The sequence below is a fragment of the Paucidesulfovibrio longus DSM 6739 genome (assembly GCF_000420485.1).
GTDB classification, from domain to species: Bacteria; Desulfobacterota; Desulfovibrionia; order Desulfovibrionales; family Desulfovibrionaceae; genus Paucidesulfovibrio; species Paucidesulfovibrio longus.
Window position 1 is genome coordinate 473130 of record NZ_ATVA01000011.1, and the last position, 26960, is coordinate 500089.

Genomic DNA, 26960 nt, shown 5'->3' on the forward strand with positions numbered 1-26960 from the left:
GGCGGCATGCCGAAAAGCGTGCTTATCGTAGAGGATGATCCGCGCAGCCGCAGGCTGGTCAAGGATTTGGTGGAAGCCAAGGGGTATCAGGCGCTGGAGGCGGTCAACGGCCGCGAGGGCGTGGACCTCGCCCGGAAGAGCGCTCCGGATTTGATTCTCATGGATATCCAGATGCCCGTCATGGACGGTCTGGAGGCGATCCGTCATATTCGCGAAACGCCGGGTCTGGACAAGACGCCCATCGTGGTGCTCACGGCCTTTTCCATGCCCACCGAGGAGGAAGAGATCCGGGCCTCCGGCTGCGACGAATACATGAGCAAACCCATCGACACGCGCAGGCTGGTGAAGATGTTTCAGGACTACCTCGCATGACAACGGGTTTCAGGCCGGAGGCGGGCGGGCGGGCGGAACGCCCCAAGCTGAGCAGGTTTCGACTGCGCTTGTCGTTCTTCTTCTGGGCCGGGCTCGCTGTCGCCCTCGCCTTGACGATTTTCGGAATCCATCTCGTCCAGGACATGGAAGAGCGCTACCGCATGCATGTCGGCATGGAGAGCGAGCTCATGCGCATCCTTGACCGCCTGCGTCTTGGCGAAGAGGGCGCCGTGTCCTCTCTGCTGGAGTCCACCCTTCCCGAGAGCATTCTCTTTTATGGAGGGGACTTCGAGCAGATCCAGGAAAACATGGATCGGCTCATGCGCAGGACGGAAGAACTCTCCCAGGCGCTGGGAGTGCCGGCTTCGACGATGTTCCGCGCGCAGTGGGCCTCCCTCGCCGAGCAGGAGCGGCGCATTTTCGAGCTGGCCTCCGCTGGGAAAGAAGCAGAGGCGCAGGCTTTGCTCGGCTCCGAGCCCTTCCGGCAGGCGCGGTCCGATTTTACCGGGGCGTTGGACGCGGCGGACGCGCTGATAGCGCAGCGCCACGCCGCGGACATGAAAACCCAGTTTGAAAGGGGGAAAAGCTCATTGGTGGCCGGCGCCGCCATGATCCTTCTCCTGCTCTCGCTCTGGGGCGGAGTATTTTATCAGTATCGGCGGTATCTGCGCCAGCTCTCGGAAAGCCGCTCCGAGCTGGCCTCGGCCAAGGCCGAGGCCGAGGGCGCGAACCAGGCCAAATCGCTTTTTCTCGCCAGCGTCAGCCACGAGCTGCGCACGCCGTTGAATGCGGTCATGGGGTTTTCCCAAATGCTCCAGGACGAGTACTACGGCCCCCTGAACGAGAAGCAGGCCGAATACGTCAACGACATCGTGCAGGGAGCGTTTCAGCTCAACATGCTGATCGGCGAGGTGCTCGACCTGGCCCGGGTGGACATGAGCAGCGGCGTATTGTCGATCAGTCCGGTGCGTCCAGGCGACCTGGTGGAACGCACCCTGACCCTGGCGCGCGACAGGGCGCTGCAATGCGGGGTTCAAGTGGAATCCGAAGTGGAGGAGCTGCCCACGGTGGCCCTTGATCGGAACAAGATCCGGCAGGCGCTGCTGAGCATGGTCGACAACGGTCTTCGGCTTTTCGGGGCGGGCGGGCGAATCGTGCTCCGGGCGCGGCGTGCGGACGCCGAGGAAGCAAGGCGTGCCGGACTCGTCGACGGGCCTGTGCTGCTGTATGTGGTCGAGGGCAGGGGCGGCGGCCTGAACAGCCAGGAGTGCCGCGACGTGTTCAAGCCGTTTTTCAAACTGCCGCGGGAAGCGGCGGACGGCTGGGCCGGAGTGGGATCAGGGTTGGCCTTGGTGCGGAAATACGCGGAGCTGCATGGCGGTGCGGCCTGGATCGAGAGCGAGGGCCCCGGCAAGGGAGCCGGCATCGTGCTGGCCCTGCCCATGAATGGCGGGATGATGCCTGGTCCCGAGGAGAATGCGAGATGAAAGTGGAAACCGTTCGCCGACCCGTCATCCTGGTCGTGGATGACGATGATCGCAACCGCAGGCTGCTTGAGGCGTTGCTGATCCCGGCGGGGTACGAGGTGATCATGGCCGCCGACGGCGGCGACGCCGTGGAAAGGGCCCTTGCCGACTGTCCGGATGTGATCCTCATGGACGTGATGATGCCGAGGATGAACGGCTTCGAGGCGACCCGCAGAATCAAGATGGACCCGGACGCCCGGATCGTTCCCGTGGTCATGGTCACCAGCCTGGACGCCGTTTCGGACCGCGTGCAGGCCATGGAGTCCGGCGCGGACGACTTCCTGACCAAGCCCGTGGACAAGAGCGAGCTGCTGGCCCGCGTGCGCACGCTGGTCAAGGTCAAGGCCTATTCGGACCACCTGCGCAATTATCAGCGCGAGCTGGAGGCGGAGGTCGAGCGCAAGACAAGGCAGCTTTCAAACGCCCTGTCCAATCTCAAGTCCTCTTCATTGAACACCATTTTTCGGCTTTCGCGCACGGCGGAATTCAAGGACGAGGACACCGGAGCGCACATCCAACGCATGAGCCATTCCTCGGCGGCCATGGCCAGAGGCCTCGGCCTGCCGGAAACCGTGGTGGACCGTATTCTTTACGCGGCTCCGCTGCACGACATCGGCAAGGTCGGCATACCCGACAGGATTCTGCTCAAGCCGGGCAAGCTCGACCCCGACGAATGGGAAATCATGAAGCGGCACACGATCATCGGCGCGCGCATCCTTGAAGGCGACAGCTCCGGCATCCTGCGCCTGGGAGAAGTCATCGCCCTGAACCACCATGAACGCTGGGACGGCAAGGGCTACCCCAACGGCAAGGCCGGACGGAGCATCCCGCTCGCGGCGCGCATCGTGTCCGTTGCGGACGTGTTCGACGCCCTGCTTTCCCGCAGACCGTACAAAGAGCCGTTTTCAGTGGATAAATCTCTTGAGATCATTCGGGAATGGCGCGGCCTGAATTTCGATCCCGCGGTCGTGGACGTCTTCTTTTCCGTTCTTGACGAGATCATGGACATCCGCGATTCGTTCCGGGACGAGGAGTGCCACGGTCTTTCATGCGTGGACGACGCGGGGTGATCCGCGCGGGATCGCGTCCCCGAAGCCGTTTTGCGCGTGGGAAAGGCCCGAAAGGGCCTTTTTTCATGCGGAAATTCCGACTTGGACAAATGCGCGATTCTCGTATAAGTTCCCTCTCCTTTGGCGTAATGGTATAATTTCAATATTGAATTTGACGTTTTTCGCAGAATGGGAAGGCGTTTTTTTTCTTCTGCGAAAATAAGAGGCAAGCGAGAAGACACATGAGCAAACGTGAGACCTGGAGTTCCCGCACCGGCTTCATCCTGGCTGCTGTCGGGTCCGCCATCGGGCTGGGAAACATCTGGCGCTTTCCCTACATGGTGTATGAGAACGGCGGGGGAGCCTTCCTGATACCCTACTTTGTGGCCATGCTGGCTGCGGGCATCCCCTTCATCATCCTGGAGTTCGGCCTGGGGCACCGCTTTCGCGGTTCCGCGCCCAAGATCTTCGCCTCCATATCCCGCCGCATGGAATGGCTAGGCTGGTGGCAGGTGCTTGTGGCCGCTGTCATCTCCACGTATTACGTCGTGGTCATTTCCTGGGCCGTCAACTACTTCCTGCTTTCCTTCAGCCTCGGCTGGGGCGATGCGCCCAAGGACTTTTTCTTCGGCAATTTCCTCGGATTGACGGACTCGCCCTTGACCATGGGCGGGGTGAACCTGCCGGTGTTCTGGGGGGTTGTCGGAGCCTGGCTGGTGACCTACGTGGCCGTGTTCACGGGAGTGCGCGGCGGGGTGGAGCGGGCCAACAAGATCTTCATGCCGGTGCTCTTCGTGCTCGTGCTGGTCTTCATCGCGCGCGGGCTGATGCTGCCCGGAGCGGGCGAGGGGCTGGAATGGCTCTTCCGTCCGGATTTTTCGGCGCTGTTGGATTATTCTGTCTGGGCCGACGCCTTCGGACAGATCTTCTACAGCCTGTCCATCGGCTTCGCCATCATGCTGGCCTATTCCAGCTATCTGCCTTCGCGTTCGGACATCGCCAACAACGGCTGCATGACCGTGTTCATCAACTGCGGCTTCTCCATGCTTGCCGGTCTGATGATCTTCAGCGTGCTCGGCTACATGGCCCACCAGCAGGGCGTTCCCGTGAGCGAAGTGGCCGGCTCCGGCGTGGGCCTCGCTTTCGTGACGCTGCCCACGGCCGTGAACCTGATGCCCATGCCCGTGTTCTTCGGCGCGCTGTTCTTTCTGGCGCTGGTCGTGGCCGGGCTTTCGTCCCAGATCTCCATTGCCGAGGCCGTGGTCTCGGCGGTCATGGACAAGCTCGACCTTTCCCGCCGTGTCGCGGCCACGCTCTTCTGCCTTGGGGGACTCCTGGTCAGCATGGCCTTCACCACGGGCGGCGGTCTCTACCTGCTCGACATCGTGGACCACTTCATCAACAACTACGGCGTGCTGCTGGGCGGTCTCGTGGAAATCGTGTTCATCGCCTGGTTTTGCGACCTGGACAGCCTGCGCAAGCACATCAACAATCTCTCGGAGTTTTCCGTGGGCGGTCTTTGGACCCTCTGCCTGCGGTTGATCGTGCCGCTGATGCTCGGCGCCATTTGCGTGAGCAACTTCGTGGGCGACCTGAGCGTGAACTACGAGGGCTACGCGACCAAGGCCATCGTGCTTTTCGGTTGGCTGGTGCTGGCGGCCTGCGCCCTGCTCGCGGTGATTCTGCCGCTGGGCAAGGGCGCTTTCGGTGTGGGAGCCGCCCGGAACGCGAACTTCATGCGGAGGAGGTAGACCATGTCTTTCGGAGCCATCGCCATGATGATCTTCGGGCTCGGCGTGACCTGGGGCGGAGCCGTGCTCTGCCTGCGGCGGGCCATGCGCGGCGCGCGAAAGTAGTGCCGCGGGCCGCTTGCGGAGCAGCGGCCGAAAACGAGGCTTGAACGGACGGGCCGGACGCCATTGAGGGTGTCCGGCCCGTTTTCTATTCGCTAGTTCACAGCTCCGAAGACCTTCTTGAGCAGATCCGTTGTCCGTGCTGCGGGATTCTCGCGGATTTTGGCCTCTTCCTCGGCCATGACCTTGAAGAGCCCGGCCACGGTCTTTTCCGTGACGTAGCCGTCCAGGTCGAACCAGTCCTTGCCCATCATGGCGCCGATGGAGGACACGCCCGAGGTCAGCTCCTTGTAGCGCTGGGTGACGCCCACGGTTTCCATGGCCGAGGAAACCAGCGGGCGGATGCGTTCGGTAAGGTCCGTCGTGCTCGTGCGCTTGAAATAGCTGGTGGCGGCGTCGTCCGGCCCTTCGAGAATCCCCTTGGCGTCTTCGATGCTCATGGCCTTGATGGCTTTGGTGAACACGTCCACGGTTTCGGGCACCGCCTTTTCCGCCGCGTTGTTCATGGATTCGACAAAGGCGGTGGCGAGTTCGCCTTTGCCTGCGGCCTCGGCGATCTGTTGCGCCTTGCTCAGGGAGCCGGGCAAGGGGATGCGCACTTCCGGGTTGTCCAGGAAGCCGCCCGGCTTGCCGAGGAAGGCCACGGATTCGTCCACGGCCTTGTTCAGGGCCTCCTTGAGACCCGCCACGATGTCCGAGTTCGTAAGCGAAGAAGTTCCGCTGCCGGAATCGGCGGGGGAGAGCGCCTTGTTCGCGGTGTCGAGCACGCCTTCCAGCGAAATGGCTCCCGACGAAGCGGGCAACAGCAGCAATGCGGAAAGCAGCAACAGCGCCGCGCCGCGTAATCCTTTCTTGTTCATGGCTTTGCTCCGGTTGGGGTGATGGTCTTTGGAAACATAGCAGCCTTTTCCAGAAAGAACCATTGCCGGAACGCCAAGGGGCACTGTCGGTATGGAACTTCGAATCCGGGAAAGACGCTGGAAATTCGTTCCGCAAGTTGTATTGCTTCCCGTTGTGCCGTATCCTGGGAGCATGAAGAGAGTCTCCTCGCGACTGCTGCTGCTGGTGCTGCTCCATTTGCTGCTCGTTCTCGTGGACGGGGCGTACTTTTATCATCAGATGACCTCAACCAGAGATGATGCGCAGATCATCAATTATGCCGGAGTGCTGCGCGGGTCCATGCAGCGACTGGCAAAACTGGCGGCGCTGGGGCAGTCGGACGAAAGACTGGTGCGGAACGTCGATGAACTTATGGGCGAATTCGAGCGTGCCGACGAAGGCTATGCCATCGGCATGGAATCCGATCGCTTCAAGGCCAGAATCGACGCCGTGCGGACCGCTTGGGACGACTTGCGTCTGACCGTGCAGAGGTACGGCAGCCATCCGGGACCGGAAACCCGCAGGGACTTGCTCCTGGCCAGCGAGGTCGCCTGGGACAAGGCCGACCAGGCCGTGTTCACGGCCCAGGCAATCGCCGAGCAGAAATGGAGCCGCAACATGTTCGGAATGGGCCTGCTGGTGCTCAATCTTCCCCTGCTGGCGGCCATCTTCTGGATCGTGCGCAGCATCGTGCGCGGCAGGCTGGAATACGGCGCTGCGCATGATGAGCTGACCGGCGCCTACAATCGTTTCATCTTCAACGACATGATCAAGGCGCTTCTGAACGAGGCGAACCGGTACGGCCGTCCGTTTTCCTACCTGGTTTTGGATCTGGACCACTTCAAGCGCATCAACGACAACTACGGGCACGGCGAGGGCGACAGCGTGCTCCGCAAGGTGGTGCAGGCCGTGAACGACGTCCTCAGGGGCAGCGATATGCTTTTTCGCATCGGCGGAGAGGAGTTCATTGTGCTCCTGCCGGAAGCCGAATTGGCACAGGCCGCCGTCGTTGCCGAGAAGATCCGCGCCCTGGTGGAACGCACGAAAATGGACTGCGGGGAGATCGTGACGGTGAGTCTCGGCGTTACGGAATTTCGTTCGGGCGACGGACCTGAGAGTCTCTTCAACCGTGCGGACAAGCTCCTGTTTTTAGCCAAGAAGGAAGGGCGCAACCGTTTTCGCCAGGGCTGAGCATTGGTGCGCTGGCGGGCGCATCTGCGGCGGCGACCCCGACCTGGGTCGCCGCTTTTTTGTGCGGTTCGGTCAGGGGCGCGCCAGCTCGATGCCTTGGATACGCAGGATGGATTTGTCGGCGGCTTCCGGAATGATCGACGCCAGGCGCGGATGGCCCAGCCTGTCGAGCAGCACGGGCCGCGAGGCGTGCCCGTTTTCGTCCAGATGCGCGGCGAAGATTTCCGTATAGGGCGTGTTCTGCTTGGACGAGAAGACGATCCAGCGTCCGTTGGGCGAAAAGCTGTGCCAGGAATTGAGCAGGTCGGTGTTGCATTCCAGGCGGCGCGCTTCTCCTCCTTCGGCCGGCACGATCCAGAGCTCGCTCGACGGCTGGAGCACGAGTCCGGTCTCGGCGCGGCAGAACACGATCCAGCGTCCGTCCGGCGAGAATCGGGGGAAATAGTTGCTCATGCCGTTGCCGGACGCCCCTGCCAGAGGACGGGCGTTCCCGCCGCGTCCGTCGTTGAAGTCCAGGACGTGGAGATCGAAGCGGTAGGGGTAGCGGGCGTTGAAGTCCTCGATGCGGTCCTCGCCCGGAGGCAGAAAGGTGCGTTCGCCCATGGCTTCCACGAGCTGCGGATCAACGGGGGCGCGCGCAAAGACGATGCGCTTTCCGTCCGGGCTCCAGGCCGGGCTGGTCTGGACGAAATCCGTGCTGTCCGCGCCGGGCAGCGGGCGGATCGTGCCGTCGGCGCGCGAGTACACGGCCAGATGGCCCTGGATGGGAAAAAAGAACTGGCAGAATTCCACGTCGTCCAGAGGCGAAAACATGGATTTTTCCTGGACCGTGCTGACGGCCCGGGAGCCGTCCGGGGAAATCTTGGTGAACAGGCCCATGCTGACCCTGCCCTGTTCCGGGCGGTACTGGTTCCAGGAAAACATCTGCGCCGCGCCCACGGTCATATGTTCGGCCACGGGCATGAACACGTAGCCTCCCTTGTCCTTGTCGTAGTCGATGTCCATGCCGAAGGTGGCGGCGTCCCCGGAGAAGGTGTGGCAGTTGCCGCAGTGGCGCATGCCCCCGAAGACCACGCGCGGCGGCTCCGGAGAGGACGGGTCCGCCACGAGCCAGCGGGACTGTTCCGGGTGGTCCTGCGCGGCGAGGAACGGCAGCGGAATCTGCTGGTAGAAGACGGCCGCGTCGAACGGATCGGGGGAAACGCCGAATGCGGCGGTTCCGCGGGCAAGGGCTGCGCCGCGCTCGTCCAGCCGCGTGATCGTGATCCGGCACTCCCGGCCCTGGGCCCGCATTTTGACGGCTTCCCAGGCAGCGGGGTCCGGCGTCCATTCCGGGGCCGTGGTAAGGGCGCAGGCCGCGCCGCCGTCCGGCAGGTCGATGCGCGCCAGCCAGCGGCCCGCGCCCCCCTCGGCTTCCCAGAGGATGCGGGGCGGTGCCGCGTCGCGGGGGTACACGCCGTGGGGCAGGGGATTGAAAACGTCGAGCCGTGCCAGGGGCGGGGGCGGAACCTGCCCCTCCCTCTCCGGTCCGGCGTGGAGGGGCGTCCATGAAGCGAGCGCGATCAGGGCGGCTATGCAGAACCAGCACGCCGCGTCGGTTTTTTTGTGCTGAACGGATCGAACCATGGGGAATCTCCCTGGCGTTGCCGGATGGCTTCACATTGTAAAATTGGCGAACGGCACACCGATGTCAAGGCATTGCGGCAGGAATCTTGACGCGGGCACGTTGCCGCACTGGCTATGGAATTCGCTCTGTGCTAATGCATAAGGTAGGCATTCAGGCTTGTTCAACAGCGAGGTTCCTGTGGGCTATCGTCGCAACAGCGGGAATACGTTCAGGTTGGTCTGGGTCCGGGTGGCGGTTCCGGTCATCGGCACGGTCTGCCTGTTCCTGGCGGCGGCGTTTTTCTATTACCTGCCCGCTGTCCGCGAATCCCTTATGCAGCAGAAACGGGAAACGATCCGCGAGCTGACGCAAAACGCCTGGGGAGTGCTCGAAGCCCATCACGACATGGAGATTTCCGGCGAGCTGACGGGCGACGAAGCCCGCAAACGAGCGGCGGCGGTCGTTTCCCGAATGCGCTTCGGGCCGGAAAACAAGGACTATTTCTGGATCAACGACCTGCACCCCCGCATGATCATGCACCCCTACCGCCCGGATCTCGACGGCACCGACCTGACCTATTATGCCGACTGCGCCGGCACCCGCCTCTTTGTCGCCTTCGTGGAAGCCTCCCGCAGGACCGGCGAAGGCTTCGTGCAATATTACTGGCAGTGGAAGGACGACCCGGATCGGGTCGTTCCCAAGCTCTCCTTCGTGAAGCGTTTCGAGCCCTGGGGCTGGATCGTGGGCACCGGGGTCTACATCGACGATGTCGAGGCCGAGGCCGCGTCCCAGGCGGAGAAGCTGGTCCGGGCCGGGTTCGTGGTCTTTCTCCTGGCGTCCCTGCTGGCGATGGTTTCCATCCTTCAGGGCAGGCAGGCCGACATCCGCTTGCGCCGCAGCCGCGACAAGATGCGCGCCGTATTCGACCAAAGCTTCCAGTTCATGGTGCTGTTGGACATTGAAGGCCGGGTGCTCGAGGTCAACGCCACCGCGCTGGAGCCGTACGGCCTGCGCGAGCGCGACGTGAAGGGGCGCGACTTCTGGAAGACGCCCTGGTGGGCGCATTCCCCCGAAGCCAGGAAACTGTTGCGCGACGCGGTGCGCGAGGCCGCCGGGGGGCGCGGCGTCTGCTGGCAGACCAGCCACCCCGACGGCAAGGGGGGCATGCTCGACATGCATTTTTCCGTCAAACCCGCCATGGACAGCGAAGGGAGGCTGTTCGGGCTCATCGCCGAGGGGCACGACGTCACCGAGCAGGTGCAGGCGCGGAGGGAGCGCGAGCGCTCCATGGCCGAGCTGGAAGCGCGCAATGTGGAGCTGGAACGCGTCGCCTACGTCGTCTCCCATGATTTGCGCAATCCGCTGGTGACCATCAAGGGCTTCATCGGCGTCTTGCAGGAGGCTCTTTCCAGAAACGACATCGAGCGTGCGGAACTGGCCCTGCGGCGCATTGACCTTGCCGGAGATCGCATCGGCGGGCTGTTGCGCGACCTGACCACCCTGTTCCGGCTGGGCGCGCTGGACGGATTCCACGAGCAGGTGGATCTCGGAGAATTGCTCCGGGAGGTCGTCGTGGATCTCGACTCCGCCCTCAAGGCCCGCGACGGGGAGGTGCGGAGCGTTTCGCCGTTGCCCGTGGTGAGCGGCGACCGGGATCGACTCCGCGAGGTGCTGCACAATCTTCTGGAAAACTGCACGCTTTTCGCGCGGCCCGATGTGCCGCTCGTTGTGGAAGTGGGCGCGCTGGACGACGCCGAAGGCTATGAAATCTTCGTGCGCGACAATGGCGTGGGCATCCGCCCGGCATACCTGGACAAGGTTTTCGGCCTGTTCGAGCAGCTTACTCCGAATGGGAGGGGCACCGGGGTCGGGCTGACCCTGGTGCGGCGCATCGTGGAGCAGCACGGGGGCCGGGTCTGGGCCGAATCCGATGGCGAGAACTGCGGCACCGTGATCCGGTTCACCCTGCCGCGAACGGAAGGCGAAGACGATCTGGACGGGACGGCCGGGATCGAGCCGGACGCAGCGGAGCGGGAAGGCCGGACAGGGGAGGATGAGGTCGATGCATGAGCTTGTCGTGCTGCTGCGCGCCGCGGAAGAAGCCCTGATGGGCAGGATTCTGGCGTTTGCCGAACGACACGGATACACGAAATACACTTCGAGCAGGAAGGAGGACTGGCGGCTGTCCGTGCGCGGGCTGACCGGGGCGCTTGAAAAAGCGCTGGACCGGGGAGGGCTCTCGGTGCTTTCCGCCGATGCGCAATACAGGGAAGACCCTGTGGCGGCTTTCGGCGTGGAAGAGGCGCGTCTGCACAGGGCGCGCGGCGTCAGTCTGTCCATGTTTCAGGGCTTGTTCAAATACTACCGCAATGCGTACCTGGATGAATTGCGGGAAAAATTCCCCTCGCGCAGCGACTGGACGGATGCGCTGTCCCTGTTTTTCGACAGGTTGGAAATAGCTGTTTGCTCCTCCTGGGTCGAACTCGGCCAGGAGGAGAGATACCGCGAATTGCAGGAGGCCAACCGCCGACTGACCAACAGCAAGAACATGTACATGACGCTCGTGGAGAGCTTTTCCCAGCCCATGGCCATCTACAGCGAGACGCGGGGCCTGCAATACTCGAATCCGGCGTTTTCTCGGCTCCTCGGACGGCTGGTGGAACATGACGATCTTGAAAGCGTGGACCTTCTGAAAGTGATGCCCTGGCTGGGCAAGGCCCTGGAAGAGCAACGCCGGACCGGGGAAGCGATTCGGCGCTTCGAGCAGCCGCTGACGATCGGTGGGGAACAACGCTATTTCGACTTGTCCCTCTCCCACGCGATCGACATGAGCGGGGTTTTTTCGGGGTCGACGATCCTGCTCGACGAGGTGACCACGGAACGCCGCGCCCGGCTGGCCTTTGAACAGGGGCGGCGGGAACGGATCGGGATGTTGGACGCCATGCCTGTTCCCGTGGTCATCACCCGGATCGGCGACGGCATCATCCGCTATGCCAACGTCATGGCCGCGAACTTGATCAGGGTGTCCAGGGACGACATGGTCGGGCATTACGCACCGGATTTTTACGAGAACCCCCAGGACCGCGCCCGGATGTTGCAGCTGCTCGAAAGCCAGGGCTCTCTCCGGGCTCACGAGATTCGCCTCAAGCGCGGCGAGGAAGGGCTTCCCTGCCTGATGTCCGCAGTGCGCGTGTCCCATTTCGACGAGGCCTGCTACCTCTTCACCCTGCTGGACATCAGCGGGTTCAAGCGCATCGAGGAAGAGGTCGCCAAACTGTCCCAGGCCCTTCAGCAAAGTCCCATCGCCGTGTTCGTGACGGACAGGGAGGGGCGCATCGAATATGTGAACAGCACCTTCGAAGCGCTGACAGGCCTCTTGCCGAATGACGTTCTGGGCGCGACGCCGGATATTCTCAAGGGCGCGCAGCAGAATAACGAGCTTCTCGACAAGCTGTGGAAATCTTTGCGGCACGGTCGGCCCTGGCGCGGGGAAATGAGCATCGAACGCAAGAACGGGGGCTACTGCTGGGTCATGGTCCACCTTTCCCCCCTGACCGACGCTGATGGCAGCCCCGCGCACTTCGTCGCCTTCATGGAAGACATCACCAAGCGCAAGATGGCCGAGGGCGTGCTCCAGGATCGGCTCCAGTTCATCCAGACCCTCATGGACGCCGTGCCCACCCCGATATTCTACAAGAACATCGAAGGGGTCTACCAGGGCTGTAATCGGGCTTTCGAGCAATATTTCGGGATCATGCGGCCTTTCCTGATCGGCAAGACCGCAGCGGAAATCTCAACGGAAAAGCTGGCCCACGTCTATCACGACAAGGACATCCAGCTCGCCCGCCGGGGAGGGGTCCAGATCTACGAGAGCCACGCCCGGCGCAAGGACGGCGAGATCCGCGACGTGATTTTCCACAAGGCCACCTACAAGGATTCCAAGGGAAACCCCGCGGGCATCGTCGGCAGCGTCACGGACATCACCGAACGCAAACGGGCGGAACGCGAATCGCGCGACAACGAGGCCACCCTGCGGCAGGCGCTGACGGGAATCCGCGCGGGCATCCTGGTGGTGGATCCGGACAGGAAGATCATCGAGGACGTCAACGAGCGGGCTTTGGAACTGCTGGGGGGAGACCGCGCCGACTATCGCGGAAAGTCCAGCGAGGTTCTCGCCTGGCAGACGGTGCTCGGCAAACCGGTTCCTCCTTCGAGGATCATGGAGCCGCAAAGCGACAAGGAATACCGCCTGCTGCGTTCCGGGGGCAGCGTGCTCCCCGTGGCCCTGAGCGTTCTGGCTTCGACCATACGCGGCAAGCCGCGCATGCTCCTGATTCTTTTCGACCTGTCGGAGCGCAAGAACCTGGAGCGGCAGCTCAACCTCGCGCAGAAACTGGAATCCGTGGGACAGCTCGCAGCGGGCATCGCGCACGAGATCAATACGCCCATCCAGTACGTCAGCAGCAACCTTTCCTTTCTGGGGGAGGCATTCGCGCGGATCCGCGAAGATTTCGAACAGGCAGGCTGCGAACTGAGCCCTCTTTCGCTCGGCGACCTGGAAGAGATTCCAGGTGCGGTCAGGGACGCCCAGGAAGGAGTGTCGCGGGTGGGCTCCATCGTCCAGGCCATGCGCAAGTTTTCGCATCCCGGATCCGAGGAGCAGACCCCGGTGGACGTCAACGAGGCGATCCGCAATACCGTGACCATCGCCCGCAACGAGTGGAAATACCATGCCGAGGTGATCTTCGACCTGGACGAAACCTTGCCCAGCGTGCTCTGCGTGCCCGGCGACTTCAACCAGGTGGTGCTCAACGTTCTCGTCAACGCGGCCCACGCCGTTGCCGAGAAAATGGGCGTCAGCGGGGACAAGGGGGAAATCCGGATCAAGACCTCGCGGGTCGGGGCATATGTGGAGATCGCCGTCAGCGACACCGGGGGCGGCATTCCCGAAGAGAACCGCGACAAGATCTTCGATCCCTTTTTCACCACGAAGGAGGTGGGCAAGGGCACGGGACAGGGTTTGGCCATCACCCACGCCATCGTGGAGCGGCATCACGGAGAGATCGAGCTGCGCTCCGAAGTGGGCAAAGGGACCACGTTTTTGATCCGTTTTCCACTGGAAGGCCTGAATGGGGAGGCAAGGCGATGACCATGCGCGTATTGTTCGTGGACGACGAGGAGATGATCCTGCGCGGCATCCGCAGAATGCTTCATGGACATGTGGACTGGGACATTTCCTATGCGCTGGGCGGCGCCGAGGGGCTGGAGCATCTGAAAAGCAAGCCCGTGGACGTGCTCGTGGCCGACATGCGCATGCCCGGCATGGATGGAGCCCAGCTGCTCACCAAGGCGCAGACCGTCGCGCCGGGAGCCGTGCGCATCGTGCTTTCCGGCCATTCCGATCAGCAGGCCGTGCTGCATACGGTCAAGCCCGCGCATCAGTTCCTGAGCAAGCCGTGCGACCTGGATACGCTCGTTTCCACGCTGGAGCGCGTGCACGCCCTGCGCAAAATCTTCATCAACGAACGCCTTCGCAAGGTGATCACCCGCATCGACGCCCTGCCCGTGCTTCCCGCAGTGTACCACCAGCTGGTGGGCGAGCTTGAAAGCAGGGACGCCTCCCTCGCAAGGGTCGGACGAATTCTTTCCAGGGACGTGGGGCTGAGCGCCGGAATCCTCAAGACGGTAAACTCTTCCTTCTTCGGGCTGCCGAACAGGGTCTCCACTCCGGAACAGGCGGCGGCCATGCTCGGCCTCGACGTGCTCAAGGGCTTGATCATCACCGAGGCGATGTTCAGCATCTTCAAGGAGCGTGACGGGTTGAACTTCTCGCTGAAGAACCTCTGGGAGCACAGCATGCGCGTGGCCGGTTTCGGGCGTGTGCTCTGCGGATTGCAGGGCTGCCGGCGTCAGGACGTGGAGGAGGCTTTTCTCTGCGGTCTTCTGCATGACCTGGGCAAGCTGGTCCTGGCGGACCGGCTTCCCGGAGAGTACCGGGAGATACTGCTGCTGACCAACCAGGAAAACATACCGATCCGCGAGGCGGAACTGGAAGTGCTGAACACGGATCATGCGGAGTTGGGAGCCTACCTTTTGGGGCTTTGGGGGTTCCCGGAACAATTGGTCAAGGCCGTGGCTTCGCACCATGCCCCTTCAAGCATGATCTCGGAGCCGGCGCTGATGGTGACGACGACTCATTTTGCTAATTATATAGATCATTTATTGGTAGTATTCAACAAGGGGTATGCGGAGCATCCCCTGGACCTGACCTATTCGCTCCGCACGGGGCTGGTGGAAAAGCTTCCCGGTTGGGTCGAGGCTTGTCACAACATACTGGAAGGCGCCGATGCAGAAAACGATCTTGTTCGTTGACGACGACGAGCTGCTTCTCAAAGCCGTTCGCCGTTCTCTGACCAGCCGTTATGATCTGGAAACGGCTCTCGGGCCGGAAGAGGCCCTGAAGCGAATTCAGGAAGACGGTCCATTCGCTGTGGTCGTCTCGGATTTGAAAATGCCCGGCAAGGACGGCATAAGCCTTCTTGAGGAAATCCGTGCTCTCAGTCCGGACACCATTCGTGTCGTCTTGACGGGATACGCGGACCTCAACTCCGCTGTGGAAGCCGTGAACCGCGGGCACGTGTTCCGTTTTTTGACCAAGCCCTGCGAGGACGAGACCCTGGCCGCCGTGCTCGACGACTGCCTGCGGCAGTTCGCGCTGGTGACGGCGGAGCGCGAATTGCTGGAAAAGACGCTCAAGGGGTGCGTGTCCGTGCTGACGGAAACCTTGTCCCTGGTGAATCCCGAAGCCTTTGGACGGGCCAACCGCATCGACAGGTTCGCCAAGGCCATCGCGCAGCAGGCGGGAATCGGGGAGATCTGGAAGTACGAGATGGCGGCCATGCTGTCGCAGATAGGCTGCGTTGTCCTGCCGGAGCAGACCCTGCAGAAGATCGCCAAAGGGATCCATCTGAATTCCGAGGAAAAGCAGCTTTACGACATGCACCCCCTCATCGGGCGCAACCTCCTGGCGCGCATTCCCCGTCTGGAGGACGTTGCGGAAATGGTCGCCTACCAGGAAAAGAACTACGACGGCAGCGGCATTCCGCCGGACGGCATCAGCGGGGACGACATCCCTCAGGGAGCGCGCATCCTCAAGGTCGCCATCGATTTCGATCTGGCCTTCAGCCGGGAAAACAGTTTCGCCAAGGCCTTCCATCACTTGGAAGAGCACATCGAGCGCTACGATCCCGTGATGCTCTATTACCTGGAAGGCTGCCTGGGCAAGGAGGCGCACTTCGAATCAGCGGCGCTGAAGGTCAAGGAGCTGCGCCATGGAATGCTCGTGGATCAGGCGGTGATGACCAAGACCGGCCTGCACCTCTTGCGCAAGGGGCGGGAGCTGAATTCCGTGCTCATCCAGAAGCTGCGCACCGTGCACAAGCGTCTGGGCGTGGTCGAACCGATCAACGTGCTCATCCCCGTGAACGAAAGCAAGCGGGACGAGTCGGACATCCGTCAGGACTGATCGTTTCCCCCGGCGCAGGCTCGTTTCAGCTGGTCCGGCACCGCGACGCCCGCTTCGGAAAGGGCCGCGAGCAACATGCCTGCGTTTTTGAGGCTGTTGAACATCAGGCGCAGCCGTTCAGCTCCGACCAGTCGCAGCTCCAGCCCCCATTCCACGTTGCGGGAAATCAGCAGGGCCATGCCCATGGTCTGGGGCATGCCGCCGCCGAAAATCAGCAGCAGCCGCGCGAGCAGCCGGGCTCGTTCCGCGCCGTCATAGGCCCGGGTTTCCTCGATTTCCTCGAATCCGATCCGGCGTTTCCGCCAGAGCGTCCGCAGGATCAGCCCTTCCTTCAGCGCATAGGCCTGGAAGCAAGCGTAGCGCGCCGCCGTGGCGGGCAGCGCGGCGGTCAGCAGCGCAAGGCTCCAGAAGCTCAACGTGAGCACGGCCCAGCCGTTGTCCAAGGACAGCAGCTCGGAAGGGGACGTGGTCGAACCGACGATCAGCAGCGGCAGGGAAAAGAAGAAAAGCGTCAGGGAGATGCCCAGCAGGTCGGGCACAATCACGGCGCTAGCGATGCCGTAGCGTGCCGCGCCGGAATGTCGGGACGGCCTGGGCGGCAGCGCGTAGGCCGCCAGCGCCGCGAGCAGGAGCCAGGGAGCCGCGGCCCTGCCGGGGTGGCGGAGCCGCTCCGGCGCGGCCTGGGCGTGGCGCGCTTCCACGAAGGCGGCTCCCAGAGGACGGGCCTGGGGCGCGTCCTTGGGAAGCAGATATCGGAATTCGTTCTTCGGCAGGTCCAGGGAACGCGCCAGGGGGGAGTCTTCCGCGAACCAGAAGTCTTTTCCGCCATCCCCCTGATTCCCCGCGAGGCTCTCCGGGAGGTTGCCCGCGCCGGTCGGCGTCTCGCCCGGAGACTGGAGCGCGGAGGCCATCACGGCCCACTCAGGCCCGGACACGGCCAGGGTGCGCCCCTGCAGGGCGTGTTCCAGCCAGTCTCCGAAACCGGGAGCGTCCTCGCCGTGCAGGGCGGCGTCGCGTTCGTACTTCGCGCGCAGGTCCGGCAGGCTGACGCGCAACAGCCGCTCGGCCGGCGTCAGGAAAAGCCAGGCTCCCAGCAGCAACAGGCCCAGGCAGGCCGCGCGGCGAAAAATTTCCACCAGCCCCTGGAGCCACGGGGGAAGCGCGTTCCCGGCCATGTCAGTCGCGCCTCGCGCCGAGACCCATTCCCGGCTGCATTTCCTGGCCCGTCAGGTCCGTCTCGTATCCTCCCTGCGCCTTGATCTTGTTCTGGAAGGCAGTGGTTTCAATCAGCCTGAGCATGGCCTGCAACCTGGGGTCGGACTCGTTCTCCACGGGGAAGATGAGGTCGTAGCGTTCGCGGGCCAGGGGCACGAAGTCCAGATCCAGCGCCTTGGCCGCCGCGTGAATGCCCAGGCCGCAGTCCGCGGCCCCGGTGAGCACGTTGACGGCCACGGCCATGTGCGTGAACTCCTCGCGGTCGTATCCCAGGACATCGTCCGTGGAGATTCCGGCCTGGCGGAGATGATGGTCCAGAAGGATGCGGGTTCCCGCGCCGCGCTGGCGGTTGAGAAAGCGCACGTCGCTCCTGGCGAGGTCGCTCACGCCCCGGATGCCCTTGGGATTGCCCCTGGCCACGATCAGGCCCTGATGACGGATGGCGAAGTTCACTACCTTGACCCGCACGTCGGGCAGATAGCGCTTCAGGAAGGGGAAGTTGAAATCGTCGCTTTCCGGATCGAAGAGATGCACCCCCGCGAAAAGCGCGGTGCGGTTCTTGAGGGCCGTAAGCCCGCCCATGCTGCCCACGTGGCTTGAGGTCAGGTGCAGCGGAACCGGAAGCCCCATGAGCTCGTTGGCGAGCAGGTCCAGGGTGTTGTCGTGGCTGCCCACATGGACGAGCACCCGGGAGAGCTCATTTTCCGAAACCAGCAGCTCTGCCATGACGCTCTCCCCGGCCTCCACTCCGTCCCTGCTCGGCGCGATGCGCGTCACGGCCTGCGCCTTGGTCAGCGTGGTGATCATGCCCGCTCCGCGCGCCAGGGGGGCGGCGAGGTAGCGGTCGTTCACGAGTCCCACGGCGAGGCGGACGACTTCCTCCTGGCCCAGCCGGGAAGGCGTGCGCCGGATGAGCTTCACGGGCAGCCTGCGGCGCTCGGGGAGAGCGCGTCTTCCAAGCCAGGCCACGATGGGGGCGAGCACGTCCTCGAAGCAGACCACGGCGCTGACGGGATAGCCCGGCGCGCCCACCAGCAGCTTGCCTTGCGCTTCGGCCAGCAGGGTCGGCTTGCCGGGCATGACGTTGATGCCATGGCAGAGCAGGGTTCCGAGCTTGTCGAAGATCGTCTTGGTGAAGTCCTTGCTGCCGGCGGAGGAACCCGCGCCCACGACCACGATATGCGCGTCGGAACGCAGGGCGTCCCGCACGGCCTTGGTCAGGGCCTCCTCGTTGTCGGGCACGGGCGCGGCCCTGCGGGGCGCGGCCCCCCAGGAGCGGGCCAGAGCCGCGAACACCTGGGAGTTGCTTTCGATGACTTGTCCCGGCTTGGGATCGGGCCGATCCAGGAAATCGAGCACTTCGTCGCCGGTGGGCAGAAATGCGAGCCGCACCCGCTCGAAGACCTCCACTTCCCAGATGCCTGCGGAAAGCAGCGCGCCGAGGTCGTAGGGGGTGAGAGTGCGTCCCTGGGGCAAGAGCAGTTCCGTGGCCACGATGTCCTCGCCGATGCGCCGCACGTTGCTCCAGGGGAAGGCCGGAGCCTCGATGCGGATGGTGGAGGAGTCCACCTGGACCACGTTTTCGATCATGATTACGGCGTCGCGGCCTTCGGGCATGGGATTGCCGGTGTTCAGCGGCAGGTAGCCCTCGCCGAGACGCAGCTCCAGGGGAGCGTCCTCGCGGGCGGAAAAGGTGTCCGAGGCGCGCACGGCAACGCCGTCCATGGCGGCCGAGTGGAAGGTCGGCGAGGAGCAGCGGGAGTGGACGGGACCGGCCAGGGTACGCCCGGCGGCGTCCTGCGTGGGGATGGTCTCGATGCCGATCAGTTCGCGTCGGTCCAGCACGGAGCGGGCGCGTTCCACGGCTTCAGCGGGAGAAATCAGGTCGAGGTAGACGTTGCGTTGCTTCATGGCGTTCTCGTTGGTTGCGCTGTTGGTCAGTACGGCAGGACGTCGATGTCCTCCCCGGCGTAAAGGCCCTCGCTGGTCGCGGGGACGGCCGCCAGTCCGTGGCTCTGGATCAGGGTGCGCATCAATCCTGAGCGTCCGGGCACGGGGTGGGCCAGGGGCGTGGCTCCGGGGCGGGGTTCCAGGCGGACGCGGATGAAATCCTCCCGCCCCTGGCGGGAGGCTATGTTGCGGGCCAGCTCCGCCCGCAGCCGGGGCCGGGAGGCTTCGTCAAAGGCGGCGGCGTCCCCTTCCAGGCCGCGCAGAAGAGGCAGCCCGAGCACGAGCATGACCACGTGGGCCGAGGCGGTCTGCCCGGGCAGGCCGAGCACGGGCCGCGATCCCTGGCGGGCCAGGATGGTCGGCTTGCCGGGGCTCATGGCTACTCCGTGGGCCAGCACGCTCGTTTCCGGAAGGGCCTCCAGCGCGTCCACGGTCAGGTCGCGGGTGCCGATGGAGCTGCCGCCGGAAAGAAACACGGCGTCGTACTCTGCCAGCGCCCGCTCCAGAGCCTCGCGCAGCGCCTGGGCGTTGTCCGGGACGATGCCCAGGAAGCTTGCTTCGCTTCCTGCGGCGCGGGCCAGGGCGCGCACGGTGAAGGAATTCACGTCGCGGACCTGCCCCGGCCGGGGCACGGCGTCCACGTCCACGATTTCGTTGCCCGTGGAGAGCACGGCCAGGCGGGGACGCCTGCGCACCTGGACCGAGTCGAAGCCCAGGGCCGCGAGCAGACCCGCATCCTGGACCCGCAAGCGGGTTCCGGCCGGGAAGACCGTCTTGCCCGGCTCCGCGTCCTCGCCCTTGCGCATGACGTTGTCGCCGGGGGCCGCGCTTTTGCGGATTTCAATGGTTCCGCCCATGTCGTGGGTATGCTCGATCATGATCACGGCGTCCGCTCCCTCCGGGAGGCAGCCGCCCGTGGGGATGCGCGCGCAGTGGCCCGCTTCGAGCCGGAACTGCGGAAAAACGTCGATTTCTATTTCCGCCTGGAGTTCCAGATAGGAAGGATTGGACTCGCCGGAGCCGAACACGTCCCTGGACCGCACCGCGTATCCGTCCATGCAGGAGCGGGCGGTCAGGGGCAGATACTCCCCGGAGCGGACGTCCTCGGCGAGCACCCGGCCCGTGGCGCTTTCCAGGGGCGCTGTTTCCTGGGGCAGGGCGGGGAACGTGGCGCAGAGACGGAGGAATTCCGCACGGGATACGACGTCGAAAAACATGGATACTCCCTGAATCCCCGTTTCGGGGTGAATTCGCGGGGCTTGCGCAGCCCCGCACTTGCCGTATAAATGAACTCGTCTTTGATTGAAAGGATTTATCATTTCTGCAGGAGTTGACACATGAGCGAGAAGAAAGGCGCGGCCGGGGAACAGCTCAGCCACGTGGACGAGAGCGGCAATTTGCGGATGGTGGACGTGAGCGGCAAGGACGAGACGGACCGCCGGGCCCTGGCCCGGACCGAGGTGCTTCTGGCGCCGGCGACCATGGACCTGCTCGTGCGGCAGGCCCTGCCCAAGGGCGACGTGCTCGCCGTGGCCAAGGTGGCGGGAATCCTCGCAGCCAAGCGCACGCATGAGCTGATCCCGCTCTGCCATCCGCTGATGCTCAGCTACGTGGATGTGAGCTTTGAGATCGACCAGGAGGGCTGCCGCGTGGTCATCTTCGCCGAGGCCCACACTTCGGGGCGCACCGGACTGGAAATGGAGGCGCTCATGGCGGCCCAGGTCGCGGCGCTGACCATTTACGACATGTGCAAGGCCGTGCAGAAGAATATCGTCATCGCGGACTGCCGTTTGCTGCGCAAGAGCGGCGGCAAGAGCGGCCTCTACGAGGCTCCGGAGTTGAAAGGCTAAACCCCACTCGAAAGATCGGAATAATCCCGGAGGGTTGACAGGAAGGCATCGTCTGGCGCATTGATTATGCTTATAGGAGCATAGCCAAAGGAGTTGCCATGCGTAATGGACTTTCCGTTTGCCTGATGGTGTTGATCTGCTGCCTCGCGGCCCCGCCGCAGGCCCTCGCCGAGCTGAAGGGCGACGTCGTCATCTTTCATGCAGGCTCGCTGACGGTGCCTCTGGCCGAGATGGAGAAGCGCTTCGAGGCGCTGCACCCCGGCGTGGACATCAAACGCGAGGCCGGGGGCAGCACCAAGATGGCCCGGATGATCTCGGAGGTGGGCAAGCCCGCGGACATCATGGCCTCCGCCGACTACAAGGTCATCGACAACAATCTCGTGCCCGACTTCGCGGACATCAACATCCGCTTCGCCACCAACCAGCTCGTGCTCTGCTATACCGACCAGAGCCGTTTCGCCGGGGAGATCAACGCGGACAACTGGTATGAGATCCTGCAACGCGACGGAGTCGTCTGGGGCCATTCCGACCCGAATCTGGACCCCTGCGGCTACCGCAGCGTCATGGTCCTCCAGCTCGCCGAGAAATTCTACAAGCAGCCCGGCCTGTTCGACAAGCTCATCGCCGCGCGCAAGCCGGAATGGGTCCGGCCGAAGTCCGTGGAGCTGGTCTCCATGCTCAAGACCGGGAACATGGACTACGCCTGGGAATACCTTTCCGTGGCCGTGCAGCACGGGCTCAAGTATCTGACCCTGGACCCGCACATCAACCTGGGCGACTACCGCTATGACGATTTCTACGCCCAGGCCGCAGTGGAGGTTTCAGGGAAGGAGCCGGGCAGCATGATCACCAAGAAGGGCCAGTCCGTGACCTACGGCGTCACCCTGCTGCGCGACGCGCCCAACCGCGAGGCCGCCGTGGCCTTCCTGCGGTTCCTGCTCGACCCGGAACAGGGCCTCAAGATTCTCAACGACATGGGCCAGCCGCCTTTCGTGCCCGCGCGCGTGCCGGACAAGGCCATGCTGGAAAAGGTGCCGGCGGAGCTTCTCCCGCTGGTGGAAGCTGGCGAGTAGCCCGCGCATGAGCAAGGCAACCGGGGCGGTCTTCGGGCCGTCCCGTTCCGCATCCGCCCGGCGCGGCGTCGATCCCTTCTTCTGGCTCAGCGTGGCTGCCGGGGCCATGATCATGGCCTACATCCTTCTTCCGCTGGGGCAGATGCTCTTCGCCCCGACGCTGGAGAGCATGGTCCAGGCCGCTTCCGACGCGGACGTGCGCAACGCCGTCGGCCTGAGTCTGGCCGCTGCGGGCATCGCCGCGCTGATCTCCCTGATTTTCGGAACCCCGCTTGCCTACCTCCTGGCGCGGCGGGAGTTTCCCGGCAGGAAGATCGTCGAAAGCCTCATCGACCTGCCGATCATGATTCCCCATCCCGTGGTGGGCATCGCCATCCTGGGCCTGACCGGGCGCAACCACTGGCTCGGACGGACCATGCAGGAACTGGGCATTCGGATCATGGGCACGGTCACGGGCATCGTCGTGGTCCTGGTCTTCGTGGGGCTGCCGTTCTACGTGAACGCGGCCAAGGCAGGCTTCCAGGCCGTGCCCGTTCGGCTGGAAAAGGCGGCGCGCACCCTGGGCTGCTCGAGCGGTCTGGCCTTCCTGCGGGTGACGCTTCCCCTGGCCTGGCGCAGCATCGTCACGGGCGTGATCATGTGCATGGCCCGCGCCATCAGCGAATTCGGCGCGGTGATCATCGTGGCCTACCATCCCATGGTCGCCCCCGTGATGATCTACGAGCGCTTCACGGCCTACGGGCTGAAGTATTCCCAGCCCGTGGCGGTCTGGCTGATCTGCGTCTCCCTGGCGTTGTTTCTCCTGCTGCGGCTGGTTTCCCGGGGTGAGGAGGGAGCCCTTGATCGTACTTGAAAACCTCGACGTGGAACTGCCCGGATTCGCGCTGCGCGGCGTGAGCCTGAGCGTTGCGGAGCGGGAGTTTTTCGCCCTGCTCGGGCCTACGGGCGCGGGCAAGTCCGTGCTGCTGGAAACCGTGGCCGGGCTGCTGCCCGTGCGCCGGGGCCGCGTCCGGCTCGACGGCCGGGACATCACCCGGCTGCCGCCGGAGCGCCGGGGGCTCGGCATGGTCTACCAGGACAATGCCCTCTTTCCGCATCTGAGCGTGCGCCGGAACATCGCCTTCGGTCTGCGCCATCATCGCGGCGCAAGGCCAGAACGGGTAGGGGAGCTGGCCGAGCTGCTCGGCATAGCGCACCTGCTGCCGCGCAGCCTGCACGGCCTATCCGGAGGAGAGCGCCAGCGCGTGGCCCTTGCGCGGGCTCTGGCCGTGGAGCCGCGCGTGCTCTTGCTGGACGAGCCGCTTTCGGCCCTGGATCCCAATTCGCGGCACGGAGTCAAGCGGATGCTCAAGGATCTGCACCGGGAAACCGGCATCACCTTCATGATGGTCACGCACGATTTCGACGAGGCGCTCTTCCTCGCCGACCGGGCCGCCGTGATTCGCGGCGGGCGCGTCGTGCAGCAGGGCGCGGTGCAGGACATCTTCCACCGCCCTGCGGATGCGGGCGTGGCCGAGTTCGTGGGCATGCGCAACGTGCTGGCGGCCCGCATGGAAGGGCGGCGCGCCTGTGTGGGGAGGCTGAAGCTGGATTTGCCCGCCGAGGCGGAGCCGGGTTCCAGCCGAGTGGCGTTTCGCCCGGAGGACGCGGTTCTCGGCGGCGAAGAGCTGGCCGGGCGCTATGCGAACTGCTTTCCCGTGACGATCTCTTCGCTCGTGCCCGAAGGATTTCAGGTTTCCCTGGAGGTGCGCGCCGGAGATTTGGAATTGTCCTGCTGCGTGACCAGGCGGCGCTGCCTGGAATTGGAATTCCGCCCCGGTTCGAGAGCCTGGCTTGCGCTGCCCGAAGCCGCGCTGCACGTCTTCTAGCGCTTCCCGCCGGCTGGCGCCGGGCTACAGGGTCACCGTCTCGAAACTCATGGCCTTCAGGTCCACCACGATCATCCGGCCGTCCAGAGTGGGGCGGTTCAGGAGCAGGTTCACGGCTTCGGCCGCCATGAGCGAGGCGATCAGCGCCACGGTGGGGGCCGGGCAGCCGAGTTTCTTTTCAGCGGAATCGTCGCCGCCCATGAACTCCACGGGATGCGCGCCGCCGGGCCGCACCAGGGCGACGTAGCCGCTCCAGCCCGCCAGGGCTCCCGCCACCAGCGGCACTCCCTCGTCGCGGCAGGCCCGGGCCAGGCTGCGCCGGGAGTGCAGGTCGCCCAGCGCGTCCAGGGCGAGGTCCGCGCCTCGGACCATCTCGCTCATGCCGAAGCCGTCGAGGAAGTCCGAAGTGGTGGCGAAGCGCACGGCGGGATTGACGAGCTTGCAGCGTTCGCGGGCGGCGTCGGCCTTGCCGCGTCCCACGGTGGCCGTGGTGGCCAGAAGCTGGCGGTTGAGGTTGGACGGCTCGAACACGTCGCCGTCCGCCGCGCGGATTCGCCCCACCCCGGCGCGGGCCAGGGATTCCAGCACATGGCCGCCCAGGCCGCCCAGCCCGACAAGCGCCGCGTCCGATCGCAGCAGCGCGAGCTGCTCCGCAGCCGTGATTGCGTCCATGCCGCGCGAATAATGCTCCGGGACGATTCCCGCCTCAAGGGCTGTCTGTTCCACTTCGAGCAGGTCCACGCCCTGCGCGCGGGCCAGGCGCTGCGCGTCCGCGAAGCGCAGCAGGCGCAGGCGCCCTCCGGACGGGGAGGCGGCATCCTGAGCGAGGTCCGCGATGCGCCGCGAGAGCATCAGCCGCCGCCCACCGCCGGGAACAGCCCGACCCGGTCGCCGTTTTTCAGGACGCTGTCCGGCTCGCGCTTGACCCCGTTGACGAAGATGATCCGGACCTCTTCGGCGGGCATGTTCAGCGCGGCCATCACGTCGGCCACGGTGGAGCCGTCGGGCATGGGAAAGGCGTCCGCGTTCTCCGGAAGATAGACGCCGAGGGTGGCGAAACACTTCAGTTCGATGTTCATGCTTCCAGCCTATCCAAGATTGGCGGTCCGGGTCAATGCGCCCAGGGCCGAAAGACCGGGCGCGGGTCGCCGGAGCTGCAAAAAAGGCCCGGCGTGAAGCCGGGCCTTTGCGAATCGTCGATGTCCCAGACGCTTACTTGACCTTGGCGGCCTGGAGTTCCTCCACGGTGAAGTCCCAGAGGGTGCCGTGCGGCTCCAGGGGCTCCTCGGAGAAGAAGGCGGGCAGCTGGTCGTCTTCCTTGGTGAATCCGGCGGCATTGTTGAAGTCGATCTCGTCTTCAAGGACGCTCACGCCGAGCTTGACCACGTCGTCCACGGTGAAGGGCTGGCCGATGTGGGCGGAAACCATGTCCGCGATGGTGGACACGCCGTCCGGGGAATCGAGCACGGCGAAGGCCACGAAGATGCAGAGACCAGCGGCGTCCAGGGCGGCGGTGGCCACCTGGAGGTTCTTGGAGATCTCGATCTGGCCCATCTTGTCCAGGGGGTTCACGTCGCCGCCGACCTTGAGGATGTTCTGGCAAACGGCGTACCCGGCGGTGTGGTCCGCGCCCATGGGCGTCGTGGCGTAGGTCACGCCCACGCCCTTGACAGCGCGCGGGTCGTAGGCGGGCAGGGACTGGCCCTTGACCACGGGGATGTGCTTCACGCCGAGCTTTTTGCCGATGGCGGCGGTGCCGTCCGCGATGGTCGCGGCGATCTCGTCGTCCGTGGCGGCCTTGCGCAGCATCTCGACGCAGGCCGGGCCGTCGCCCCAGGCGATGGCTCCGCCGTCCATGGCCACGCCCAGGGCGCCGCCCATGTCGATGGTGTCCAGGCCCATGTCGTCGCAGGTGCGGTCCAGGGTGGCGATGATGTCGATGTCCTTGATGAGCGTGTTCGCGCCGAAGCCCCAGACGGTTTCATACTCGAAGCCGGAGGTCAGGTATTTGCCCGCGGCGTCCACGTATTCCTGGGAACACTGGATCACGCAGCCGGGGTGGCAGCCGTGCTTGGTCTTGCCGCCGCGCTTCTTGATGGTCTCGGCAATGGCTTCGCCGGAGATGTCCGCGGCGAATTCGAAGCGGCCTCCGCTGAAGTTCTTGGTGGGCAGCGCGCCCGCTTCGTTGATGATGTTCACGAGAATGGCCGTGCCGAACGCGGGCAGGCCCTCGGAGGTCACGGGGTGGCCCTTGAGGATCTCGATCCAGCGCTTGTTGGCAGCCTTGAACTTTTCGGGATCGGCGGACTTGACCATGCCGCAGCCCTTGTCGTCGAGGACGATGGCCTTGACCTTCTTGGAGCCCATGACCGCGCCCAGACCGCCGCGGCCGGCGGCGCGGGCCGGACGGCCCTCGGGGTCGGAGAACTGGATGGAGGCGGCGCGGCGCAGCTTCTCCCCGGCGGGGCCGATGAGCATGCCGCAGGCTTTCTCGCCGTAGCGGGCGCGGACTTCGTCCATGGCCGCGTAGGTGCCCAGGCCGACCATGCTTCCGGCATCCTCGATCTGCACGCCGTCCTTGGTGATGTGGATGTTGATCCAGGAATCGCTCTGCTCTTCGAGAACCAGGCCGATGATGCCGAGCTTGGCCAGCTTCTGGGCGAAGGAGCCGCCGGAGTTGGATTCCTTGATGGTTCCGGTCAGCGGGGACTTCGCGCCCACGGAAACGCGGCCGGAGTTGGCGGCGGCGGTGCCGGTGAGCACGCCTGCGGCGGCAACGAGCTTGTTCTCTGCGGAAAGCGCGTCGCATTTGGCCGGAACTTCTCCCTTGACCAGTCGGGAAGTCAGCGCGCGGCCGCCGAGTCCGGCGTACTTTCCGGGTTCTTCAAAGGCGTACTGCTTGGTGCGGGTGTTGATGCGCAGGATTTTCATGGTACATCTCCTGTTTTGTATTGTATCCGCGAAATGCTGCGGATTCGAATCTGCATACCTTTCAGAATGACA

General features: G+C 64.4%; 22 protein-coding genes. 14 read left to right on the top strand and 8 right to left on the bottom strand.

Going from position 1 to position 26960, the window contains the following annotated elements; translation table 11 throughout:
- Positions 1-6 precede the first annotated feature (6 nt).
- From G452_RS0103990 to G452_RS21345, 5 genes are all read left to right on the top strand, one after another.
- Positions 7-372, top strand: a complete 366-nt coding sequence (locus G452_RS0103990) for a response regulator (RefSeq protein ID WP_022660967.1) — start codon at positions 7-9, stop codon at positions 370-372.
- Positions 369-1859: a sensor histidine kinase gene (locus G452_RS0103995; RefSeq protein ID WP_022660968.1), complete on the top strand. Its 1491-nt coding sequence runs from the start codon at positions 369-371 to the stop codon at positions 1857-1859. Before G452_RS0103990 ends, G452_RS0103995 begins: the two co-directional genes overlap by 4 nt.
- On the top strand, positions 1856-2968 hold the full coding sequence (locus G452_RS17915; protein WP_022660969.1) for an HD domain-containing phosphohydrolase: 1113 nt from the start codon (positions 1856-1858) through the stop codon (positions 2966-2968). Before G452_RS0103995 ends, G452_RS17915 begins: the two co-directional genes overlap by 4 nt.
- Positions 2969-3189: 221 nt before the next feature.
- Positions 3190-4698 (top strand): sodium-dependent transporter, encoded by a 1509-nt coding sequence (locus G452_RS0104005; protein WP_022660970.1) that lies wholly within the window; start codon positions 3190-3192, stop codon positions 4696-4698.
- Positions 4699-4701: 3 nt separating this feature from the next.
- Positions 4702-4803, top strand: coding sequence for a MetS family NSS transporter small subunit (locus tag G452_RS21345; RefSeq protein WP_022660971.1), 102 nt, complete (start codon positions 4702-4704; stop codon positions 4801-4803).
- Positions 4804-4895: 92 nt separating this feature from the next.
- Here the strand turns inward: G452_RS21345 and G452_RS0104015 are convergent, their stop codons facing one another.
- Complete coding sequence (locus G452_RS0104015; RefSeq protein ID WP_022660972.1) at positions 4896-5660, bottom strand: DUF4197 domain-containing protein; 765 nt, start codon at positions 5658-5660, stop codon at positions 4896-4898.
- A 172-nt stretch (positions 5661-5832) separates the two neighbouring features.
- Between G452_RS0104015 and G452_RS20390 the strand changes: the two genes are divergently transcribed.
- Positions 5833-6870: a sensor domain-containing diguanylate cyclase gene (locus G452_RS20390; RefSeq protein ID WP_022660973.1), complete on the top strand. Its 1038-nt coding sequence runs from the start codon at positions 5833-5835 to the stop codon at positions 6868-6870.
- Between the two features lie 72 nt (positions 6871-6942).
- Here G452_RS20390 and G452_RS0104025 read toward each other — a convergent pair whose 3' ends face one another.
- The gene (locus G452_RS0104025; protein ID WP_022660974.1) at positions 6943-8496 is read right to left on the bottom strand and encodes a TolB family protein; all 1554 of its coding nucleotides are present in this window, start codon (positions 8494-8496) and stop codon (positions 6943-6945) included.
- A gap of 157 nt (positions 8497-8653) precedes the next feature.
- Here G452_RS0104025 and G452_RS20395 point away from each other — a divergent pair, with 157 nt between their 5' ends.
- The 4 genes from G452_RS20395 to G452_RS0104045 are packed head-to-tail and all read left to right on the top strand — an operon-like array spanning position 8654 to position 16001.
- The gene (locus G452_RS20395) at positions 8654-10546 is read left to right on the top strand and encodes a cache domain-containing protein (RefSeq protein ID WP_155887519.1); all 1893 of its coding nucleotides are present in this window, start codon (positions 8654-8656) and stop codon (positions 10544-10546) included.
- Positions 10539-13625 carry a PAS domain S-box protein gene (locus G452_RS20400; RefSeq protein WP_022660976.1) on the top strand — a complete coding sequence of 1029 codons (3087 nt, stop codon included), beginning with the start codon at positions 10539-10541 and terminating at the stop codon, positions 13623-13625. Before G452_RS20395 ends, G452_RS20400 begins: the two co-directional genes overlap by 8 nt.
- 2 nt (positions 13626-13627) lie before the next feature.
- Complete coding sequence (locus G452_RS0104040) at positions 13628-14848, top strand: response regulator (protein WP_051141974.1); 1221 nt, start codon at positions 13628-13630, stop codon at positions 14846-14848.
- Positions 14823-16001 (top strand): HD domain-containing phosphohydrolase, encoded by a 1179-nt coding sequence (locus G452_RS0104045; protein WP_022660978.1) that lies wholly within the window; start codon positions 14823-14825, stop codon positions 15999-16001. The genes G452_RS0104040 and G452_RS0104045 overlap by 26 nt, the downstream gene beginning before the upstream one ends.
- On the opposite strand, the gene G452_RS21350 is transcribed toward G452_RS0104045, so the two are convergent.
- Genes G452_RS21350 through G452_RS0104060 form a run of 3 tightly spaced genes read right to left on the bottom strand, consistent with a single transcriptional unit; the run spans position 15992 to position 20383 of the window.
- Positions 15992-17176 carry a hypothetical protein gene (locus tag G452_RS21350; RefSeq protein WP_022660979.1) on the bottom strand — a complete coding sequence of 395 codons (1185 nt, stop codon included), beginning with the start codon at positions 17174-17176 and terminating at the stop codon, positions 15992-15994. The two genes, G452_RS0104045 and G452_RS21350, sit on opposite strands and share 10 nt — an antisense overlap.
- Before the next feature lies 1 nt (position 17177).
- Positions 17178-19127, bottom strand: coding sequence for a molybdopterin biosynthesis protein (locus G452_RS0104055; protein WP_022660980.1), 1950 nt, complete (start codon positions 19125-19127; stop codon positions 17178-17180).
- Between the two features lie 26 nt (positions 19128-19153).
- Positions 19154-20383: a molybdopterin molybdotransferase MoeA gene (locus tag G452_RS0104060; protein WP_022660981.1), complete on the bottom strand. Its 1230-nt coding sequence runs from the start codon at positions 20381-20383 to the stop codon at positions 19154-19156.
- 120 nt (positions 20384-20503) lie between these two features.
- Between G452_RS0104060 and moaC the strand changes: the two genes are divergently transcribed.
- From moaC to G452_RS0104080, 4 genes are all read left to right on the top strand, one after another.
- On the top strand, positions 20504-21016 hold the full coding sequence (gene moaC, locus G452_RS0104065) for a cyclic pyranopterin monophosphate synthase MoaC (RefSeq protein ID WP_022660982.1): 513 nt from the start codon (positions 20504-20506) through the stop codon (positions 21014-21016).
- Positions 21017-21114: 98 nt separating this feature from the next.
- Positions 21115-22089, top strand: a complete 975-nt coding sequence (wtpA, locus tag G452_RS0104070; protein ID WP_027188998.1) for a tungstate ABC transporter substrate-binding protein WtpA — start codon at positions 21115-21117, stop codon at positions 22087-22089.
- Positions 22090-22096: 7 nt separating this feature from the next.
- Positions 22097-22942, top strand: a complete 846-nt coding sequence (locus tag G452_RS0104075) for an ABC transporter permease (RefSeq protein ID WP_022660984.1) — start codon at positions 22097-22099, stop codon at positions 22940-22942.
- The gene (locus G452_RS0104080) at positions 22929-23957 is read left to right on the top strand and encodes an ABC transporter ATP-binding protein (protein ID WP_022660985.1); all 1029 of its coding nucleotides are present in this window, start codon (positions 22929-22931) and stop codon (positions 23955-23957) included. Before G452_RS0104075 ends, G452_RS0104080 begins: the two co-directional genes overlap by 14 nt.
- A 24-nt stretch (positions 23958-23981) precedes the next feature.
- On the opposite strand, the gene G452_RS0104085 is transcribed toward G452_RS0104080, so the two are convergent.
- From G452_RS0104085 to G452_RS0104095, 3 genes are all read right to left on the bottom strand, one after another.
- The gene (locus G452_RS0104085) at positions 23982-24809 is read right to left on the bottom strand and encodes a HesA/MoeB/ThiF family protein (RefSeq protein ID WP_022660986.1); all 828 of its coding nucleotides are present in this window, start codon (positions 24807-24809) and stop codon (positions 23982-23984) included.
- Complete coding sequence (locus tag G452_RS0104090; RefSeq protein WP_022660987.1) at positions 24809-25036, bottom strand: MoaD/ThiS family protein; 228 nt, start codon at positions 25034-25036, stop codon at positions 24809-24811. Before G452_RS0104090 ends, G452_RS0104085 begins: the two co-directional genes overlap by 1 nt.
- A 133-nt stretch (positions 25037-25169) precedes the next feature.
- Complete coding sequence (locus tag G452_RS0104095; RefSeq protein WP_022660988.1) at positions 25170-26888, bottom strand: aldehyde ferredoxin oxidoreductase family protein; 1719 nt, start codon at positions 26886-26888, stop codon at positions 25170-25172.
- Between the last annotated feature and the right edge of the window lie 72 nt (positions 26889-26960).

Excerpts from the sequence above, each read along its gene's own strand:
- G452_RS0103990 (WP_022660967.1), top strand. The coding sequence starts at position 7 with ATGCCGAAAAGCGTGCTTATCGTAGAGGATGATCCGCGCAGCCGCAGG.
- G452_RS0103995 (WP_022660968.1), top strand. The coding sequence starts at position 369 with ATGACAACGGGTTTCAGGCCGGAGGCGGGCGGGCGGGCGGAACGCCCC.
- G452_RS17915 (WP_022660969.1), top strand. The coding sequence starts at position 1,856 with ATGAAAGTGGAAACCGTTCGCCGACCCGTCATCCTGGTCGTGGATGAC.
- G452_RS0104005 (WP_022660970.1), top strand. The coding sequence starts at position 3,190 with ATGAGCAAACGTGAGACCTGGAGTTCCCGCACCGGCTTCATCCTGGCT.
- G452_RS21345 (WP_022660971.1), top strand. The coding sequence starts at position 4,702 with ATGTCTTTCGGAGCCATCGCCATGATGATCTTCGGGCTCGGCGTGACC.
- G452_RS0104015 (WP_022660972.1), bottom strand. The coding sequence starts at position 5,660 with ATGAACAAGAAAGGATTACGCGGCGCGGCGCTGTTGCTGCTTTCCGCA.
- G452_RS20390 (WP_022660973.1), top strand. The coding sequence starts at position 5,833 with ATGAAGAGAGTCTCCTCGCGACTGCTGCTGCTGGTGCTGCTCCATTTG.
- G452_RS0104025 (WP_022660974.1), bottom strand. The coding sequence starts at position 8,496 with ATGGTTCGATCCGTTCAGCACAAAAAAACCGACGCGGCGTGCTGGTTC.
- G452_RS20400 (WP_022660976.1), top strand. The coding sequence starts at position 10,539 with ATGCATGAGCTTGTCGTGCTGCTGCGCGCCGCGGAAGAAGCCCTGATG.
- G452_RS0104040 (WP_051141974.1), top strand. The coding sequence starts at position 13,628 with ATGCGCGTATTGTTCGTGGACGACGAGGAGATGATCCTGCGCGGCATC.
- G452_RS0104045 (WP_022660978.1), top strand. The coding sequence starts at position 14,823 with ATGCAGAAAACGATCTTGTTCGTTGACGACGACGAGCTGCTTCTCAAA.
- G452_RS21350 (WP_022660979.1), bottom strand. The coding sequence starts at position 17,176 with ATGGCCGGGAACGCGCTTCCCCCGTGGCTCCAGGGGCTGGTGGAAATT.
- G452_RS0104055 (WP_022660980.1), bottom strand. The coding sequence starts at position 19,127 with ATGAAGCAACGCAACGTCTACCTCGACCTGATTTCTCCCGCTGAAGCC.
- G452_RS0104060 (WP_022660981.1), bottom strand. The coding sequence starts at position 20,383 with ATGTTTTTCGACGTCGTATCCCGTGCGGAATTCCTCCGTCTCTGCGCC.
- moaC (WP_022660982.1), top strand. The coding sequence starts at position 20,504 with ATGAGCGAGAAGAAAGGCGCGGCCGGGGAACAGCTCAGCCACGTGGAC.
- wtpA (WP_027188998.1), top strand. The coding sequence starts at position 21,115 with ATGCGTAATGGACTTTCCGTTTGCCTGATGGTGTTGATCTGCTGCCTC.
- G452_RS0104075 (WP_022660984.1), top strand. The coding sequence starts at position 22,097 with ATGAGCAAGGCAACCGGGGCGGTCTTCGGGCCGTCCCGTTCCGCATCC.
- G452_RS0104085 (WP_022660986.1), bottom strand. The coding sequence starts at position 24,809 with ATGCTCTCGCGGCGCATCGCGGACCTCGCTCAGGATGCCGCCTCCCCG.
- G452_RS0104090 (WP_022660987.1), bottom strand. The coding sequence starts at position 25,036 with ATGAACATCGAACTGAAGTGTTTCGCCACCCTCGGCGTCTATCTTCCG.
- G452_RS0104095 (WP_022660988.1), bottom strand. The coding sequence starts at position 26,888 with ATGAAAATCCTGCGCATCAACACCCGCACCAAGCAGTACGCCTTTGAA.